Annotated in this window: 12 protein-coding genes and 5 pseudogenes; 1 reads left to right on the top strand and 16 read right to left on the bottom strand. The window is 41.5% G+C overall.

The features are described from left to right. Positions 1 to 35: 35 nt before the first annotated feature. The 6 genes and pseudogenes from PCORN_RS02100 to PCORN_RS02080 all read right to left on the bottom strand — a co-directional run bounded on the left by PCORN_RS02100 (position 36) and on the right by PCORN_RS02080 (position 7,044). Positions 36 to 505 (bottom strand): annotated as a pseudogene (locus PCORN_RS02100) (S-ribosylhomocysteine lyase). 73 nt (positions 506 to 578) lie between these two features. Further along, positions 579 to 3,029, bottom strand: coding sequence for a DNA topoisomerase IV subunit A (gene parC, locus PCORN_RS02095; RefSeq protein WP_036077126.1), 2,451 nt, complete (start codon positions 3,027 to 3,029; stop codon positions 579 to 581). Continuing rightward, positions 3,026 to 4,992 (bottom strand): annotated as a pseudogene (gene parE, locus PCORN_RS02090) (DNA topoisomerase IV subunit B). The gene parC and the pseudogene parE overlap by 4 nt, the downstream one beginning before the upstream one ends. A gap of 266 nt (positions 4,993 to 5,258) precedes the next feature. Beyond that, entirely contained in the window at positions 5,259 to 5,678 is a 420-nt protein-coding gene (locus PCORN_RS02085) for a CoA-binding protein (protein ID WP_036077123.1), read from the bottom strand. A 66-nt stretch (positions 5,679 to 5,744) separates the two neighbouring features. Next, entirely contained in the window at positions 5,745 to 5,894 is a 150-nt protein-coding gene (locus PCORN_RS20675) for a hypothetical protein (protein WP_277620143.1), read from the bottom strand. Further along, positions 5,833 to 7,044, bottom strand: a complete 1,212-nt coding sequence (locus PCORN_RS02080; RefSeq protein ID WP_277620142.1) for a purine/pyrimidine permease — start codon at positions 7,042 to 7,044, stop codon at positions 5,833 to 5,835. The genes PCORN_RS20675 and PCORN_RS02080 overlap by 62 nt, the downstream gene beginning before the upstream one ends. Positions 7,045 to 7,236: 192 nt before the next feature. Between PCORN_RS02080 and plsY the strand changes: the two genes are divergently transcribed. After that, the gene (plsY, locus tag PCORN_RS02075) at positions 7,237 to 7,830 is read left to right on the top strand and encodes a glycerol-3-phosphate 1-O-acyltransferase PlsY (protein WP_036077122.1); all 594 of its coding nucleotides are present in this window, start codon (positions 7,237 to 7,239) and stop codon (positions 7,828 to 7,830) included. Between the two features lie 57 nt (positions 7,831 to 7,887). Here the strand turns inward: plsY and PCORN_RS02070 are convergent. The 10 genes and pseudogenes from PCORN_RS02070 to dprA all read right to left on the bottom strand — a co-directional run bounded on the left by PCORN_RS02070 (position 7,888) and on the right by dprA (position 18,141). Next, a pseudogene (locus PCORN_RS02070) lies at positions 7,888 to 8,756 on the bottom strand (aldose 1-epimerase family protein). Continuing rightward, positions 8,756 to 9,071, bottom strand: a pseudogene (locus PCORN_RS02065) (hypothetical protein). Before PCORN_RS02065 ends, PCORN_RS02070 begins: the two co-directional pseudogenes overlap by 1 nt. Positions 9,072 to 9,103: 32 nt before the next feature. Next, positions 9,104 to 9,508: an acyl-CoA thioesterase gene (locus PCORN_RS02060; protein WP_036077120.1), complete on the bottom strand. Its 405-nt coding sequence runs from the start codon at positions 9,506 to 9,508 to the stop codon at positions 9,104 to 9,106. A 99-nt stretch (positions 9,509 to 9,607) separates the two neighbouring features. Then, positions 9,608 to 10,387, bottom strand: coding sequence for a GTP-sensing pleiotropic transcriptional regulator CodY (codY, locus tag PCORN_RS02055; RefSeq protein WP_036077117.1), 780 nt, complete (start codon positions 10,385 to 10,387; stop codon positions 9,608 to 9,610). Between the two features lie 21 nt (positions 10,388 to 10,408). Then, the gene (gene hslU, locus PCORN_RS02050) at positions 10,409 to 11,809 is read right to left on the bottom strand and encodes an ATP-dependent protease ATPase subunit HslU (protein WP_036077115.1); all 1,401 of its coding nucleotides are present in this window, start codon (positions 11,807 to 11,809) and stop codon (positions 10,409 to 10,411) included. 13 nt (positions 11,810 to 11,822) lie between these two features. Then, positions 11,823 to 12,350 carry an HslVU peptidase proteolytic subunit gene (gene hslV / locus PCORN_RS02045; protein WP_036077114.1) on the bottom strand — a complete coding sequence of 176 codons (528 nt, stop codon included), beginning with the start codon at positions 12,348 to 12,350 and terminating at the stop codon, positions 11,823 to 11,825. 27 nt (positions 12,351 to 12,377) lie between these two features. Continuing rightward, complete coding sequence (gene xerC / locus PCORN_RS02040; protein ID WP_051999177.1) at positions 12,378 to 13,310, bottom strand: tyrosine recombinase XerC; 933 nt, start codon at positions 13,308 to 13,310, stop codon at positions 12,378 to 12,380. 226 nt (positions 13,311 to 13,536) lie between these two features. Continuing rightward, positions 13,537 to 14,841, bottom strand: coding sequence for an FADH(2)-oxidizing methylenetetrahydrofolate--tRNA-(uracil(54)-C(5))-methyltransferase TrmFO (gene trmFO, locus PCORN_RS02035; RefSeq protein ID WP_036077110.1), 1,305 nt, complete (start codon positions 14,839 to 14,841; stop codon positions 13,537 to 13,539). Between the two features lie 79 nt (positions 14,842 to 14,920). Further along, positions 14,921 to 17,001 (bottom strand): annotated as a pseudogene (topA, locus tag PCORN_RS02030) (type I DNA topoisomerase). A gap of 279 nt (positions 17,002 to 17,280) precedes the next feature. Continuing rightward, positions 17,281 to 18,141, bottom strand: coding sequence for a DNA-processing protein DprA (gene dprA, locus PCORN_RS02025; protein ID WP_036077108.1), 861 nt, complete (start codon positions 18,139 to 18,141; stop codon positions 17,281 to 17,283). Positions 18,142 to 18,234: the final 93 nt, after the last annotated feature.

Genomic DNA, 18,234 nt, shown 5'->3' with positions numbered 1-18,234 from the left:
ACACATTCCAAGTTGCGTGTAAATGCTTTTACATACTATTCTCCAAAAACATGTGGCCATTCTTGTTTCTTATCCAAGAAATTTTTTAGCTAATTCCTTTCGCGCCCTCTAAGCTATGACTCGCAGCCCAGCCACATTGTACTTCATTACAAGCCGGAACTTCTGTGGCGTTTAATACATCCATCAATGTTTTTTCAAGAATTGCAAGGACATCCTCATAGTCGTCATGATTGATAACGGATAAATAAAAACCTGTTTGACAACCCATTGGACTAATATCCACAATTTTATCGGAATGATTGCGTGACAACTCTGCTATCAGATGCTCCAGTGAATGAAGCGCCGGCATTTCCATATGCTCTTTATTCGGTTGCATAAAACGAATATCGTATTTATAAATCTCATCGCCATGCTCCCCCGTTTTCTGACCAGCAAGTCGTACATATGGTGCCTTTACAAGTGTATGATCTAGGTTAAAACTCTCTACGTTCATTTTCTCAGACATTTCAATTCCACCCTTTCTAAAAAAATATTCCTAGGCTAGCGTCATCTAGCTTACCTAGGAATCATCACACAAATTATTCTACCGTATTTTCAGTAATCGTTGCAAGTCCTAGCCATGTTTCGACTGGCACGCCTTCTAGCTGCTCATCCATGATGAACGATCCATTCGAATAACGATCTGTTACGCGTAAATTGGAGACATCCAGATTCACAACAACTTCTTTGTCTGTCGCAATATGAATAATATCTTTACTGCCCGCTAAATCTAAACTGATAAAGCGATGTGGACTACTTTTTAGCTCGCGAAGCATTAACAGGCCTCGTTTCGCCCTGGAAATCGGTTCGAATTCAGATAGTTTCATTCGTTTAGCCGATCCACGTTGCGTAAGTAAGATCAAGTCACGTTTTTCGCTCGGAACAATCACGTTGGCACCTACAATAAAGTCATCAGCTTTTAGATTCATCGCTTTGACACCAGCAGTTCTGGCTCCTGAAAGTGGTACTTCACTAATCGAATAACGTAAGCCATATCCATTATGACTCGCAAGGAATACATCTTCGTTCCCGATAACTGTCTCCACAGAAATCAGACTGTCATCACCTTTTAGGTTAATAGCCATCAATGTTTTAGAATAACGTTGCGGCTTATAATTCAATACCGCCGATGCCTTGATCATACCGTTTTTCGTTACGAACAAGAAATAATCCGTTTCACTGAACGTTTTCATCGGGATAGCTGCAACAACTTCCTCCTCAGAAGACGTATCTGAAACAAGATGACTAACATGTTCCCCTAAGTTTTTCCACTTAATATCCGGTAATTCATGGACAGGACGATAAATATAGTTCCCTTTACTTGTGAAAAGTAACAATGAGTCCATCGTATTCATCGTCTGAATAAAGATAGCATGATCCGTTTCTTTCATCGACAAGTCTTCCCCATTAGAAGCGGCATATGAACGCATTCCTGTACGCTTCACATAGCCTTCTTTCGTAACAGAAACAACGACATCCTCACTCGCAACAAGAACCTCTGTATCAATTTTAATTTCAGAAATTTCGTTTTCGATAACCGTCAAACGCGGTGTTTTATATTTTTTCTTAATTTCGTTCAGTTCTTCTTTTAAGCAAGCGATCAGGTTATTTTCGTCTCCTAGAATCGCTTCTAATGCTGAAATTTGTTTCGCCAGCTCATCCGCCTCATGTTGAAGCTGCGTAATATCCGTATTTGTTAAGCGATAAAGTTGCAAGGAAACGATAGCCTCGGCTTGTTTCTCACTAAAATCATACGTCGTTTGCAAATTTAACTTCGCATCACGCTTATCTTTGGAACCGCGGATCATCTGAATCACTTCATCTAAAATCGATAGAGCCTTCATGAGACCATCAATAATGTGTTGGCGCGACTTCGCACGACGAATGTCATACTCCGATCGCTTCGTGATAATCTCTTTTTGGTGCGCAATATATGCATCAATCATCGAAATAACACCCATCAATTGCGGACGCTTATTAAAAATGGCCACCATATTGAAATTATACGAAATTTGTAAATCCGTGTTTTTGAAAAGGTAATTCAATACCCCCTCTGCATTCGCATCTTTTTTCAACTCAATCACGATACGAAGTCCCGTTCGATCCGTTTCATCACGAACCTCTGAAATGCCCTCGATTTTCTTATCAATTCGCAGATCATCCATCCGTTTAACAAGTGTCGCTTTGTTAATTTCATATGGAATCTCGGTAATCACGATTTGTTGACGACCACCACGCATATCTTCAATAACCGTCTTCGAACGCACAACCACACGTCCTTTTCCGGTTTCATAAGCTTTGCGAATTCCGTCGATACCTTGAATAATCCCACCAGTCGGGAAATCTGGACCTTTAATCAACTTCATAATATCCGACGTCGTGCAATCCGGTTTATCCAAACGCTTGATGACGCCCTCAATCACTTCCGTCAAATTTTGCGGCGGAATATCCGTCGCATATCCAGCTGAAATCCCAGTCGAACCGTTAACCAGTAAATTCGGAAAACGACTCGGCAATACCGTCGGCTCACTCGTTGTATCATCAAAGTTTGATACAAAATCAACGGTCTCTTTATCTAAATCACGCAATAATTCCGATGAAATTTTAGACGTCCGTGCTTCCGTATAACGCATCGCAGCAGGCGGATCACCATCGACACTACCGTTATTTCCGTGCATTTCAATCAAGGTATTACGAACTTTCCAATCCTGACTCATCCGCACCATCGCTTCATACACCGATGAATCACCATGCGGATGGTAGTTACCGATAACGTTCCCGACTGTTTTCGCAGACTTCCGGAATCCTTTTTCAGCCGTGTTGCCCTCAACATGCATCGCAAACAAAATCCGGCGTTGCACAGGTTTTAGCCCATCACGCGCATCCGGTAACGCCCGTTCCTGAATAATATACTTACTATAACGACCAAATCGGTCTCCTAAAACTTCTTCCAAGGCTAAGTCTTGAATTTTTTCATCTGGAGTACTCACTCGCCCGCCTCCTCAATAATCATGTTCTCGTTTTCTAGAATGCTTTGATCTTCTTCTAGCGAGAATTCCACATTTTTCTCAATCCACTCACGTCTCGGCTCTACTTTATCGCCCATCAGTGTCGCCACACGACGCTCAGCGCGAGCGATATCATCAATGCGTACACGGATCAGCGTTCGCGACTCTGGATTCATCGTCGTATCCCACAACTGATCGGCGTTCATCTCACCAAGCCTTTGTAGCGCTGAATAATGTAGCCTTTTCCAATTTTTTGAATAGCCGAATCAAGCTCTTCATCGGTCCACGCATAGGCCATCACTTCTTTTTTACCAACGCCCTTACTAACTTTGTAAAGCGGTGGTAGTGCGATATAAACCTTGCCAGCTTCCACTAACGGACGCATATAGCGGTAAAAGAACGTCAGAAGCAACACTTGAATATGCGCGCCATCCGTATCCGCATCGGTCATGATCACGACTTTATCATAATTGCAATCCTCTACCTCGAACTCAGCTCCAACGCCAGCTCCAACCGTATGGATAATTGTACTAATTTCTTCGTTTTTCATAATGTCGACCAGCTTTGCCTTCTCCGTATTAATAACCTTACCACGAAGCGGCAAAATGGCTTGGAAACGACGATCACGACCTTGTTTAGCCGAGCCACCAGCCGAGTCTCCTTCGACAAGATACAATTCATTTCTTTCTGGGTTTCGCGATTGCGCTGGTGTCAATTTACCCGAAAGCGACGTTTCTGAACGCTTCCGTTTCTTACCGTTTCGCGTCTCTTCACGAGCTTTACGTGCGGCCTCACGCGCCTCACGCGCCTTCACAGCCTTCTTCACAAGCAAAGCACTCACTTCTGGGTTCTCTGCTAAATAATAACCCAAATGTTCCGCTACAACAGCATCTACCGCAGGTCTCGCCTCTTGCGTTCCGAGTTTTTCCTTCGTTTGTCCTTCAAATTGCAACAAATTCTCCGGAATCCGAATCGAAAGCACCGCAGAAAGCCCTTCACGAATGTCGCTACCCTCTAAGTTCTTCTCTTTCTCCTTCAACATCCCAACACGGCGGGCATACTCATTAAACACACGCGTCATCGCAGCCTTCATACCAGCCTCATGCGCGCCCGCCCCCTTTGTCCGCACGTTATTAACAAAACTCAAAATGTTCTCCGCATACCCATCGTTAAATTGGAACGCCATCGCAATCTCAATCGTATTGCTATCCCCTTCAAACGATACAACCGGATGCAGTACATCTTTGCCTTCGTTAATATATTCCACAAAGTTTTTCACGCCATCTTCAAAATGGAATTTCTCTTCCATACCGATACGCTCGTCTACAAGCTCAATCTCCATTCCTTTCAAAAGGAATGCGGACTCACGTAAACGCTCCGACAACGTTTCATAGTTATACGAAGTCATGGGAAAAATCGTTTTATCAGGTTTAAAACGAATCGTCGTACCTCTTTTGTTTGTTTTGCCAAGCTTGCGTAGCGTTCCCACCGGTTTACCACCGTTTTCAAAATCCATTTCATAGGTGAATCCCTCACGGTAAATCGTCACTTTTAACGTCTCTGACAAAGCATTAACAACTGAAGAACCTACACCGTGCAAGCCCCCACTCGTTTTGTAACCACCTTGACCAAACTTACCACCCGCATGAAGTACCGTTAAAATAACTTCGACAGTCGGCTTACCTGTTTTATGCATTCCTACAGGCATACCACGACCCTCATCCGAAATGCTAACACTCTCGTCAGCGTGTAAAACTACTTTTATTTTATGACCATATCCAGCCAGTGCCTCATCGACGGAATTATCCACGATTTCATAGACTAAGTGATGCAATCCACGTGTATCTGTCGAACCGATATACATCGCTGGGCGCTTACGTACCGCCTCAAGTCCTTCCAACACCTGAATCGAATCATCATTGTATTCATTTTTTGAACGACTCATTTTATTTTTCTCCTTCCGATTTTGCTTATATATCTTGCTGTTTACCCATTTCTACCTGTTATCCAAACATATGTTGGCAACAACTACTTTAACAGAATAGCACTTCCATCCAAAATAATAAAGCCCCACTTCTTTCTGAGGGCATGGATTTGAACTTTAGTAGTTTAAAATTTTGATTGGATTGGTTATAGGGCTATGTATTTTTTTGCAAGTCAAAAGCCTCTTTTACAGAGGCTTTATTTGTTGGTTATCTCTCCAGTCTAACATTATCCTTTGCCAGAAAGCAAATACTCTACCATAATGCAACGATCCATGATGACGGTGTGGCCTTTTTCTTTCAGGAAATTGTAGACTTCTTCGTTTGAAACGCCTGATTGCGCCCAGAAGACATCTGCGTCGATTTGGTCGAATTCTCTTGCCAACTCAGGTAAAAATTCTGATTTTCGGAAAATATCAACAATGTCCACATGCCCTTCAATGTCTGCTAAACTTTCCACGGCTTTTTCGCCAAGTACTTCGTCTACGCGCGGATTAACTGGGATAATCGTGTAGCCTTCTTGTTGCATGCGTTCCGAGATTTGATAGGATGTACGCTCTGGATTGTCACTAAGGCCGACTACCGCGATTCGCTTAGCCTTGTTCAAAATTTGATGAATTTCCGATCTTTCAGGGTTCAAAATTGCCATCTAAATCCCCTCCTATACGTCCATCATAGCGGATTAGGAGGCGAAATAGCAAGCAAGAACGGCATTTTATTTTTTTCTAAAGGAAAGTCCTTTTTCTCGAAATAAGAAAAACTGTTCTAATAGCATCGCGAAAACACTACCAACGATAAGTCCGTTATTCAAAACAGCGATAACAGCAGCTGGTAATCCTTTGGTAGCGGAAGGAGATAGGAACATCACGCCCACGCCAACCATCATGGATATACCAATAACAAGATATGCATTTTCTTCGCCTGTCGTAATTTTTTTTAAGTTCTTTCAAAGCCATGACAACCATATTAGAGAAAATCACAAATGTCACCGCATAGCCTACTGGTGCTGGTAACGCACTCATGATGTTCATAATCGGTGGAAATAACGTAATCCCGATGACTAGTAAACACCCTATCAAAAATGGTTTCATCGATTTTTGACCCGTTTGTGTGACAAATCCAGCAGCTCCCGAAATTGGAACGGAACCAATCGCTGAAAAACCACCGCCTAGTAACTGGTTGACACCTGAAATCAGCCCGCCACGCTTGTATCTTTTTGGATCACTTGGCTTGTTAGCAGCCACGATTCCCTCCATCAAACGCACAGAAGCAACCAAATTGGTAATTAATAGCAACGTGATGAAAATCGCCGTTGTAATTACGCCAGAATCAAATGTCGGCATGCCAAACGCAAATAGCTTCGGTAAATCAAACCAAGAATGCGCCTCACCAACGCTCGGCGCTTTTCCAGCGATTAAGAATAATCCCCAACCAAGAACTAAGCTAAATATCACCGAATATTGACGAATCCACATAACTTTTGACCGACCAAATGCAAAAGCTGCAATGACCACTATCAAGCTTAAAAGCGCCATCCAAGGGTCCATCATTGGGTGATCTGCTGAGATTCCGAACATTCCTTTTATAAAGGAGCCACTCAGTTGCAATACGAGGAGTATCAAGTAAACAAACGTCACGGTAGGCGTAAATAATTTAGCTAGCACACCGATAAATCCGCTGATAGCTAAGATGATAAAGAAGACACCACTTACGAGTAATCCGCCTGATAAAGCTTGTAATGCCTCGATATTTGACGTGTATAAAACGCCAATAAAGCCTGCATAAATCGTGAATACACTCCACCATAATCCTGCTGGGCCTTCATGGATTGGTAAACGGTGCCCCAGCAGTCCTTGCAACAATCCGGCTACACCTAAAACAAAGATTGTTCGTTGCATAAATCCAGCCGTTTCCACAGCACTTAATTGGTATAAATCAGCAATCGCAATTGGCGCCACAATCGCAGCTGCAATCATAAAAATCATCCATTGTAGCGCGGCAATTCCCATTTTCATTCCGAAAACCACTCCTTTTTGTGTTATTTTCTAATTATTCAAATTAAATATAAAGAGTACCCAGTTTCCTATTTTACGCCAGTTATTAGAAAAAGTCCATGAAATAAATAAGTATCAACGGTATTCTGCATCTTTTTTTTTATGCTATAATGGCGGAGATACATAGTTCGAAATAAAAGGAGTTTCTAACAAATGGAAATGATAATTTTACTTTGCCTCATCGCCTATATTCTTGGCTCCATCCCATCAGGTTTGTGGATCGGGAAAATTTTTTATAAAAAGGACATTCGTGAACTTGGAAGTGGTAATCTTGGTGCCACCAACTCCTTCCGTGTCCTTGGTGTTAAACCAGGCATCATCGTCACCTTGATGGATATTTTGAAAGGGACAGCCGCAACGCTTCTACCGTTCTTTTTCCAGTTAGACGTCAACCATCATTTCTGGTTGCTCACCGGTATTTTTGCCATTATCGGACACAGTTTCCCAATTTTCGCGAAATTCAAAGGTGGAAAAGCCGTTGCAACGTCTGCAGGAGTCATTCTAGCCTATGCACCTTGGCTGTTTTTAGCCGCACTCATCATCTTTGCCTTATCTCTAAAAATCAGTAAATACGTATCACTCAGCTCCATGATAGCCGCTACGAGCGCACTGGTCATCTCGTTATTCTTCCAAGACTGGATTCTAGTCGGTATTATCGCCGCGATTGCAGCGTTTATTATTTACCGCCATATTCCAAACATAAAACGTATTAAAAAAGGCGAAGAGCCAAAAATAAGTTGGATGTAATATCTAAAAATAGAAGCTGGATACGGAGATTAACCGTGTCCAGTTTCTATTTTTTATTTACCCAATGGTAATCGTATATTCGCTTGAAAAATCAGCACCCACGGCTAAGTTTTCAATCCCTAGCTTGTCCTTAAGCTCCACAGACTCGCCTTTCGCATCCGCAATTCCAAACCACGGCTCGATACATAAGAAGGGCGTGCCTGGCTTCGGCGTCCAAATCCCAACGTATTTAAAATCAGGAAATGCCACCTTCACAAAATGGCGATTTTTTCGCGAACGAATCGTTACTTCATTTTTCGTCAATCCTTCAAAAATCAGTGCATCATTACCAAACAACTCGTAATTTAGCGGTAATTTCTTCGCGTCGGCTATTTTCCTTTTTCTCTCCAGATAAATACGGTCCAGACAGCGTCAATGAATCAAGTTGTTCCTCTGCGCCAAATTCAAGGTAATAATCCTCGAAAACCTCGCCTTGTACAAATGGCACGTTAAAAGCAGGATGCGCGCCAATCGAGAAATACATCGTCTTATCATCCAAATTGATCACATGATACCCAACATGAATCGTTGCGCCTTCAATCTGATAGGTAATTTCCAAAGCGAATTGAAACGGATAAATTGCAAGTGAATCCAAATCAGACTCCAATCGCAATGTTATCGATTGCCCCTCTTGCTCCGTCACATGAAATACACGATCACGCGCAAAACCGTGCTGCCCCAAATGAAACGGCTTACCATCCACCAAATACGTATCCTCTACTAGACGACCCACCGTCGGGAATAAAACTGGGGAATGTCTCGCCCAAAAAGCACCATCCGCATGCCATAAAAACTCTTTTTTCCGAATTCTTATCAAAAATTCGTGTTAATTCCGCACCATCTTCTTTTAATTCCACAAGTAAGGCATCATTTTCTAATTTTAGCATTATTTATCACCATTCAAATGAAACCGCTCTAATTGATCCCATTCGCCTTCTTTTTTTTAGTACTGTTCGCTGTATATCACCAAACAAATCATAATGAGGATAGGTCCCGTGCCGTCTATCAATCCATTCCGGTTTAAAACCATACGTTGCACCCCACGCTTCAAGTTTCGCTATATTCGCACAAGCAGCCTTTGTCACTGTTTTTGAATCAGGAAATCGATCATCTAACCAATAATGCGTTAAAAATGCGATTTCACCACTATCCGCTCGTTTTTTCCATGCCTCTAGTTCCGCACGTTTTACACCAAAAGCCATTTTCCTCACCTACCGTTACAATTTCATTGCCTCTAAATAGCCACATGCCATGCCGGGAAAGCCCGCCTAGTACTCACTGGTTTAAAATCAACTTTACGAACCGCGATGTGCTCCGTCTCACCAGAAATATGTATATCACTACCGCCCTCTTGCCTGATTTCATACCCATAAACAATCCGAAAACCATCATAGGACTTAATCCACGTCTTCACAACCGCTTTTTGCCCGTACTTCATGGCTTGCTTATACGAAATATGCACATCTAAAACTGGCGAAATATAACCTTCCTGCTCCATATCAAAATAGCGCAATCCGATGCTCTCCAGAAAATCGGTACGTCCAATCTCCATCCATACCAAGTAATTCGCATGATACACAATGCCCATCTGGTCCGTTTCCGCGTACCTGACAACAATTATCGACTCATGATACTTCACTTAACTTCCCCTCCTTCCATCACAATATCCATTCTACCACGACGAAAAAACTTCCACAATTATAATAATCGCGGAAGTTTCTCCAATTTATTTTTTTAATCAATGATTTTTTAATTTTTCCAATTCTACTAGGAATTTATCATTCAAGACACGGATAAATGTCCCTTTCATTCCAAGCGAACGAGAATCAATAACGCCTGCACTTTCTAATTTACGAAGCGCATTAACGATGACAGAACGAGTAATCCCTACACGATCAGCGATTTTAGAAGCAACAAGAAGTCCTTCTTTACCATTTAATTCATCAAAGATATGCTCAATCGCTTCTAACTCACTGTAAGAAAGAGAGCTGATTGCCATTTGAACAACCGCACGGCTACGCGCTTCCTCTTCAATTTCTTCTGCTTTTTCATGTAAAATTTCCATTCCAACAACTGTTCCGCCGTACTCAGCAAGTAACAAGTCGTCGTCAGTGAAATCATTTTCTAGACGAGAAAGAATCAATGTGCCTAGACGTTCACCGCCACCAACAATAGGAACAATTGTCGTTAAACCTTTGACAAAAAGATCACTATTCTCAATTGGGAACGCTGTGTATTGACTAGAAACCTCTAAGTTAGAAGATGTTTCATTCACGTTGAAAAGACTGTTCGTATATTCTTCAGGGAATTGGCGTTCCACTAACATTTGTTTCATACGCGCGTTTTCGATTGGTAAAACTTCTGAATAACCAAGAAGCTTCCCTTTACGGCTCACAACATACGTATTTGCTTCAATAACATCCGCTAACGTATCCGCCATTTCTTTGAAGTTAACCGTTTTACCTGCTGCATTTTGTAACATGGCATTAATTTTTCTTGTTTTTGCTAATAAGTTCATTTATTAGTCCTCCTAAAATTTTTATAAAATGAATTGTGTTAAATCTTTATCCATCATGATTGTGGCTAATTTGTCGTTCACATAACTTTCTGTTACCGTCACAGATTCTAGTGTAATCTCTGGCGCTTCAAAAAGCAAGTCTTCTAACAATTTCTCCAAAATTGTATGCAATCTTCTGGCACCGATATTATCCGTTTCTTGGTTGACGTGAAAGGCGATTTCAGCCAATCTTTCTACGGCTTCCTTCGTAAAAATAAGTTCAATATCTTCTGTTTTCAGTAATGCTTTATATTGTTTAATTAGCGAATTATCCGGCTCTGTTAAAATTTTCACGAAATCTTCTTGGGATAATTTATCTAACTCAATCCTAATTGGGAAACGCCCTTGTAGCTCTGGAATAAGGTCGGACGGTTTCGACATATGAAAGGCACCCGCAGCGATGAAAAGAATGTACTCTGTGTTGACAGTGCCGTACTTCGTCGTTATTTGTGAGCCCTCTACAATTGGCAAGATATCCCGTTGTACACCTTCACGCGATACTTGCGCATTGCCACCACCTTGACCGCCACTGGCAATTTTGTCAATCTCATCGATGAAAATAATACCCATTTGTTCTGCACGTAGAATTGCTTCTGAAGCCACTTCATCTTGATCAATCAGCTTCGAAGCCTCATCCTCAAACAAGATTTTACGCGCTTCTTTCACAGTTACTTTGCGTTTCTTCATTTTCGACGGAAATAGGCCTGAAAAAGCGTCCTGCATACCGCCCATTTGATCCATTCCATTACCACGGAACATGTCTGCCATTGGACTTTGCTGCTCCTTCACCTCAACGGTCACGTAATCATTATCTAAGTCGCCACTCTTTAATTGCCATTCGATTTGACTGCGTTTTGAGCGTACAGTATCGTCCTCTGGTTCCGTCTCTTCTTCCGCCTGCTGGTTTCCACCACCGAAAAGCATTTCTAATGGATTTTGCGATGCCTGCTTTTGCTTTTTCTTGCTTGGTGCAAGCAATTTCACAAGGCGTTTTTCCGCATTCTCTTCCGCTTTCACACGAACAATATGCATCTTCTCCTCTTTCACAAGACGAACAGAAACCTCTACAAGATCACGGACCATAGACTCTACATCACGTCCAACGTAACCAACTTCTGTAAATTTCGTTGCTTCGACTTTGGAAAATGGTGCACGAACGATTTTAGCGATACGGCGAGCAATTTCCGTTTTTCCGACACCAGTTGGACCAATCATCAGAATATTTTTCGGAATAACTTCATCCCTTATCTCATCTGCCATCAATGAACGGCGATAGCGATTCCGGAGTGCTACAGCAACTGATTTCTTAGCACCCGTTTGCCCAATGATGTATTGATCCAATTTTTCTACGATTTGGCGTGGCGTTAAATTAATGTTTGACAAATCGAGTCCCTCCTTACAATTGTTCTACAATAATATTATCATTCGTGAACACGCAAATTTCCGATGCAATATCTAGCGCATTCCTAGCAATATCTTTCGCTTCTAACCGGTCGCCGTCGAAACGCTTCATCGCTCGTCCAGCAGCCAACGCATAGTTCCCACCAGATCCGATAGCTAAAATGCCGTCGTCAGGTTCAATAACCTCGCCAGTTCCCGATACCAACAATAGCTTCTCATCATTCATAACAATTAACATTGCTTCTAGCTTACGCAAAACATTGTCACTGCGCCACTGCTTAGCAAGTTCCACCGCAGCTCGCTCTAAGTTGCCATTATATTCATTTAACTTTCCTTCAAACTTTTCAAAAAGCGTAAAAGCGTCCGCAACAGAGCCAGCAAAGCCAGCCACAACTCTGTCATGAAAAAGGCGCCTTACTTTCTTAGCCGTGTGTTTCATCACGACAGAATTTCCTAATGTTACTTGTCCGTCCCCAGCCATAGCAGATTGACCATTGTGCCGAATTGCAAAAATCGTTGTCAATTTCGATACGCCTCCATTTCCTAAAACTCAAGCTCTTGGATGATGTTTCATGTACGTTTCCTTCAAGTGCTCCTTCGTGACATGCGTATAAATCTGCGTGGAGGAAAGGCTCGCGTGCCCTAGCAACTCCTGTACGGTTCGCATATCCGCACCATTGTTTAGTAAATCAGTTGCAAAAGTATGGCGCAACATGTGAGGATGAATTTTCCGTGTTAAGGATGCCTTCTCAATCACTTTACTTAAACAATAACGAATCCCCCTCGGCGTCAACGGGTCACCATAATGATTTATTAGCAGCGTTTGATGTTCCTTCATATGGTGTTCCATCAAAATATCACGACCACCTTTTGTATAATCATTCACAGCGTCAAGCGCGAAAGCCCCAAACGGAACATACCTTTCCTTGTTCCCTTTTCCCCTTATCAAAATGGCTTGATAGGTTTGATCAATGTCAGGCAACAGAATGCCAGCACACTCACTCACACGAATTCCAGTAGCATATAGTAACTCAAGCAAGGCACGATCTCGTAAGGTCAACGGATCATTATTCGCGTATACGACGTCAAACAACGCCTCCATTTCCTGCGAATAGAAAAATTTCGGCAATCGCAGTTGCTTTTTCGCATGCGAAACAAATGCAAAAGGATTTTCATTCATAACTTTCTCTCTTAGCAAAAAGGCATAAAAACTGCGCAAACTTGAAATTTTCCGAGCTACAGTTGTACGGGCAAATTCCTGTTTGCGTAAATGCGTGAGATATAGCCTAACATCCATATACGTCACATCTGTAAAATGATCAATCGCTTCCTCCATCATAAACGAATGGAACTCACGAATATCATGAAGATAATTAATATTAGTATGTTCTGAATAATTGCGCTCAGTGCTTAAGTAATCGCTAAACTCCTGTTCCCAATTTCGTCCAGTCGTCACATTTATACACCTCTCAAACAAGTCCATCGTATCACACATGGTGTGATGTTGCAATAATTTTATACATTTTTCACAACCTTTCGAATTGAACCGAGAAAGTGTAAATTAAAGGATAAAACGGGTGCTACTGCGATTTGAAAAAAAAGTGCCATATTTCAGTTTGTTTAGAATCTATCAGTAATATTTCCCCTTATGAATAGAAAGCAAGACAATACGGCTTCATTTGCTGATGAAGCCGTATCCCCTTATTTTTTTATAGGTTCGGAATAACTTCTTTTACCGCTTCAATTGCTCGGTTCGCATGTTGCTCATTTCTCTCTTGCTTGCCCCGAATTTTTGTAGGTAGATCTGGGAATAAGCCAAAATTTACATTCATTGGTTGGAATGTCTTTGTATTTGTATTTGTAATATAATATGCCATACTACCAATTGCTGTTTCTGGTGGAAAAACGACTAACTCTTCACCTAAAACAAGACGTGCTGCATTAATGCCCGCGGCTAAACCACTGGCCGCCGACTCAACATAGCCTTCTACACCAGTCATTTGTCCAGCAAAAAACAATTCTGGACGGGCTTTCAGTTGATACGTGGGCAATAAAACTTTCGGTGAGTTGATGAATGTATTACGATGCATCACGCCATAACGGACGATTTCTGCGTTTTCTAAGCCAGGAATCATTTGAAATACACGTTTTTGGTCTCCCCATTTGAGATGCGTTTGGAAACCAACCATGTTATATAGTGTCCCTGCCGCATCGTCTTGGCGCAATTGTAATACGGCGTAAGGACGTTTCCCAGTCTTTGGATCCTCTAGACCCACTGGTTTCATAGGTCCAAATAACATGGTTTTGATGCCACGCTTCGCCATTACTTCAATCGGCATACAACCTTCAAAGAAAATTTCTTTTTCGAACTCTTTTAACTCAGCTGTTTCAGCAGTTACAAGCGCTTCATGAAAGGCATTGAATTCCTCTTCTGTCATTGGACAATTGAGATAAGCTGCTTCCCCCTTATCATATCTGGATTTCAAATATACCTTATCCATATCAATACTATCCTGCTCAATAATCGGAGCAGCTGCATCGTAGAAGTACAAATATTCTTCCCCCGTCAGCTCTTTTATTTTCCCAGCTAAAGCCTCGCTCGTCAATGGGCCTGTTGCGATAATTGTTGGGCCTTCAGGTATTTCCGTGATTTCTTCATGGTATACCGTTACATTGGGATGTTCTTTCACTTTCTCCGTTACATAGCTTGAAAATTCATGCCTGTCCACAGCGAGTGCACCACCTGCTGGAACAGAAGCTTGATCTGCTGCTTCGATAATAATCGAGTCTAGCAAACGCATTTCCTCTTTAATAACACCGACAGCATTCGTCATCGTATTCGCTCGTAATGAATTACTACACACTAATTCAGCAAATTTGTCAGTATGATGTGCCGGCGTTTGCTTTACAGGACGCATTTCGTATAAATCTACTTTAATTCCACGTTTTGCAAGTTGCCAAGCCGCCTCGCTTCCGGCCAAACCAGCCCCAATTACATTTACTTTTTTCTCCATTATTATCCTCCAATTCAGAACAATAGCAACGCGCGATTATCGCTTGTTGCTATTGTATCAAGCTATTTTATAACACTTTCTATTGTTGGGGTTGTTCTTTATAATCACAGTTGGTACATTGAATTTGCACACCTTTTTTGAGTTTTTTCTCAACAAGGGCTTTCTCGTTACATTTCGGACATGGACGCGCGATTGGTTTGTCCCAAGAAACGTAATCACACGCAGGATAACGATCACAACCGTAGAATATTCGTTTCTTCTTACTCTTACGTTCGATTACTTGCCCCTCATTACACTTAGGACAAGTTACGCCGATTTCTTTAACAATCGGCTTCGTATTACGACAATCTGGGAAACGGCTACAGGCTAAGAACTTGCCGTATTTACCCATTTTAAAGACCATTGGTGCACCACAGAGATCACAATCAATCCCTGCTGGTTCATCCTTAATCTCTATTTTTTCCATTTCTTTATCTGCACGTTCTACATTTTTTTTCAAAACCTTTGTAGAACTGGTCAATAACCTTCACCCACTGCATCTCGCCCTGCTCTACTTCATCTAATTCCGCTTCCATATTAGCCGTAAACTGAACGTCTAGTATTTCTGGGAAATAGTCGCGAATAAGTTCATGCACGATTTCACCTAGTTCTGTTGGCACAAATCGTTTATTATCCAAAGACACATAGTTGCGTCGCTGAATCGTGTCGAGCGTAGGAGAATAAGTGGACGGTCGACCTATTCCGACTTCCTCCAATGTTTTAACAAGTCTTGCTTCTGTAAAACGTGGCGGTGGTTGCGTGAAATGTTGGCGCTGTTCCAGTGATTGCGACTCAACTTTGTCACCTTTTTTCAAATCTGGCAAAATATTTTCTTTTTCTTCTTTATTATCATCGTTACTTTCCACATAAACTTTCATAAACCCAGCAAATTTTATCTTAGAACCGTTTGCTCGAAACATCACGCCATTGTTATCTAGATCCACTCGCATCGTATCTAAAACAGCTGGTGCCATTTGGCTCGCTATGAAACGTTCCCAAATCAAACGGTATAAGCGTAATTGATCCCGACCAAGATATTCTTTGACATCTTGTGGGGAACGCATCGCACTTGTTGGTCGGATAGCTTCATGGGCATCTTGAGACCCTTTTGCTTTCTTATCATTTCTCTTTTGCGTACGTCCGAATTCTTTGCCATATCTCTCTGTAATAAAAGTAGACGCTTCTTGGATAGCCGTATCTGAAATACGGGTGGAGTCAGTACGCATATACGTAATCAAACCAACCGTACCTTGACGGCCTAACGCGATTCCCTCGTACAATTGTTGTGCTAACATCATAGTTTTACGTGTTCTGAAATTAAGCTTACGTGCCGCCTCTTGTTGTAGGGATGATGTCGTAAATGGCGCCGCTGGATTACGTAGACGTTCCTTTTTGACCACATCGATAACTTCGAATTGCTTACCTTTAATCGTTGACATGACGTCTTTCACATCTTCAACAGTGGAGAGTTTCTTTTTCTTGCCCTTCATACCGTAAAAATTGGCTTGGAATTCTTTTTTCCCTTTTTTGAAATTACCATCAATTGTCCAATATTCTTCTGGTATAAAGGCTTTAATCTCGTTCTCCCGATCAATAACAAGCTTGAGAGCGACAGATTGAACCCGACCAGCACTCAGTCCTTTTTTCACTTTCTTCCATAGGATAGGGCTAATATTATATCCTACTAAGCGATCTAAAATACGACGAGCTTGTTGCGCATCTACTAAATCCATATCAATCTTACGTGGATGCTTAAATGATTCTTTCACAGCTTCCTTTGTAATTTCATTAAAAACAACTCGTAAATCGTCTGTTTGGTCTAAACCAAGACTTGTCGCAAGGTGCCAAGCAATTGCTTCACCCTCACGATCCGGATCGGCTGCAAGATAGACTTTTTTTAGCTTTTTTTGCAGCTTGTTTTAGCTCTTTTAAAATGGGACCTTTGCCTCGAATTGTAATATAACGAGGCTCAAAATTGTTCTCTGTGTCTACACCCATCTGACTTTTTGGTAAGTCCCGAAGATGCCCCATAGAGGCCTTTACTTTATATTTCTTACCAAGGTATTTCTCAATTGTCTTTGCCTTTGCTGGTGATTCTACTATTACTAAATAATCAGCCATTGTTAATTCCTCCCTAATTTGGGATACGCATTTAAGACGGCGGAGCGCGCCAGAATAGATTTTCTGACATTCAGCTTCCGATTTTAAATAGTCTCCAACTCTAATTACAAAAATAAAACGTGTAATCAGTAGTAAATGTTATCCTTAGTTGTGCTATTTGTCAATTCATTTTTATTCCAACTTTTTTTGCCTGTTCGGAATAATGATGATTCTTTAGCCAACTTATATCAAATACGCGAGAAATGCAAGCTTAATCACTTAAAATGTAGAATTTTATCCTTATTGACGCAATTCTTCCATTATATCAGAAGCTTCTGTTACTAATTTCGCTCCTTCTTGAATTAATTTATTGGTCCCGGCAGAGCTGCGTTGAAAAACACTCCCAGGAACAGTAAATACTTCACGATTTTGATTCAATGCCGCATCTGCTGTAATGAGCGAACCACTTCTTTTCTCTGCTTGTACAATTAATGTTCCTAGCGATAGCCCACTAATAATACGGTTTCGTTCTGGAAAATGCCACTTTCTCGCTGTAACATGTGGCGCATATTCACTTAATACAAGCCCCTCTTTCATTATTTTTTCGAACAATTGCTTGTTTTCTATAGGATAAAATTGTAAAAAGCCGCTACCTATGACCGCAATCGTTTTTCCACCCACGCACATCGCCTCACGATGCGCTTCTGCATCAATCCCCATCGCTAGCCCACTTACAATAGCTAGTGATTCCTTGCATAAAGGGGCAACTAGTTGATTGATTATTCGTTTTCCATACTCCGTCATCTTTCGCGTACCCACAACAGCTAGTTTCTCCCATGCTAGTAAGCCTACATCACCTTTAGTAAATAGAAGCAACGGTGGATCATATAACTCACGTAATAGGCTTGGATAACACGTATCTTCTATGGAAATGAGGTCAATCTGGTACCTTTCCAGCTCCAGCAAAGTATTCGCTAAGTGAAATCGAGAAAAATCATTTTTGAATCTGTCACGCTGTTCTTCTGACATCTCTAAGTTTGTTGCTATTTCTTCTGGCGACATTCTTCTTAATTGGTCCGCTGTAAACTCACGCCATAACCTGCCTAACTGTTTGACAGAAATCGCCGAACAATATCTCATATGCAATAACCAGTTTTTCATGTAGTCTTCTCTCCTTTATGTTTTCCCTATCTTATCCCCTCATTCCTATTTTGTAAATTGTGTCAAAAATAGCAAAAAAGCAGTTTCCAACAG

It is taken from the genome of Listeria cornellensis FSL F6-0969 (assembly GCF_000525855.1).
Classification (GTDB): Bacteria; Bacillota; Bacilli; order Lactobacillales; family Listeriaceae; genus Listeria_A; species Listeria_A cornellensis.
This window is presented reverse-complemented; position numbering and strand designations above follow the sequence as displayed.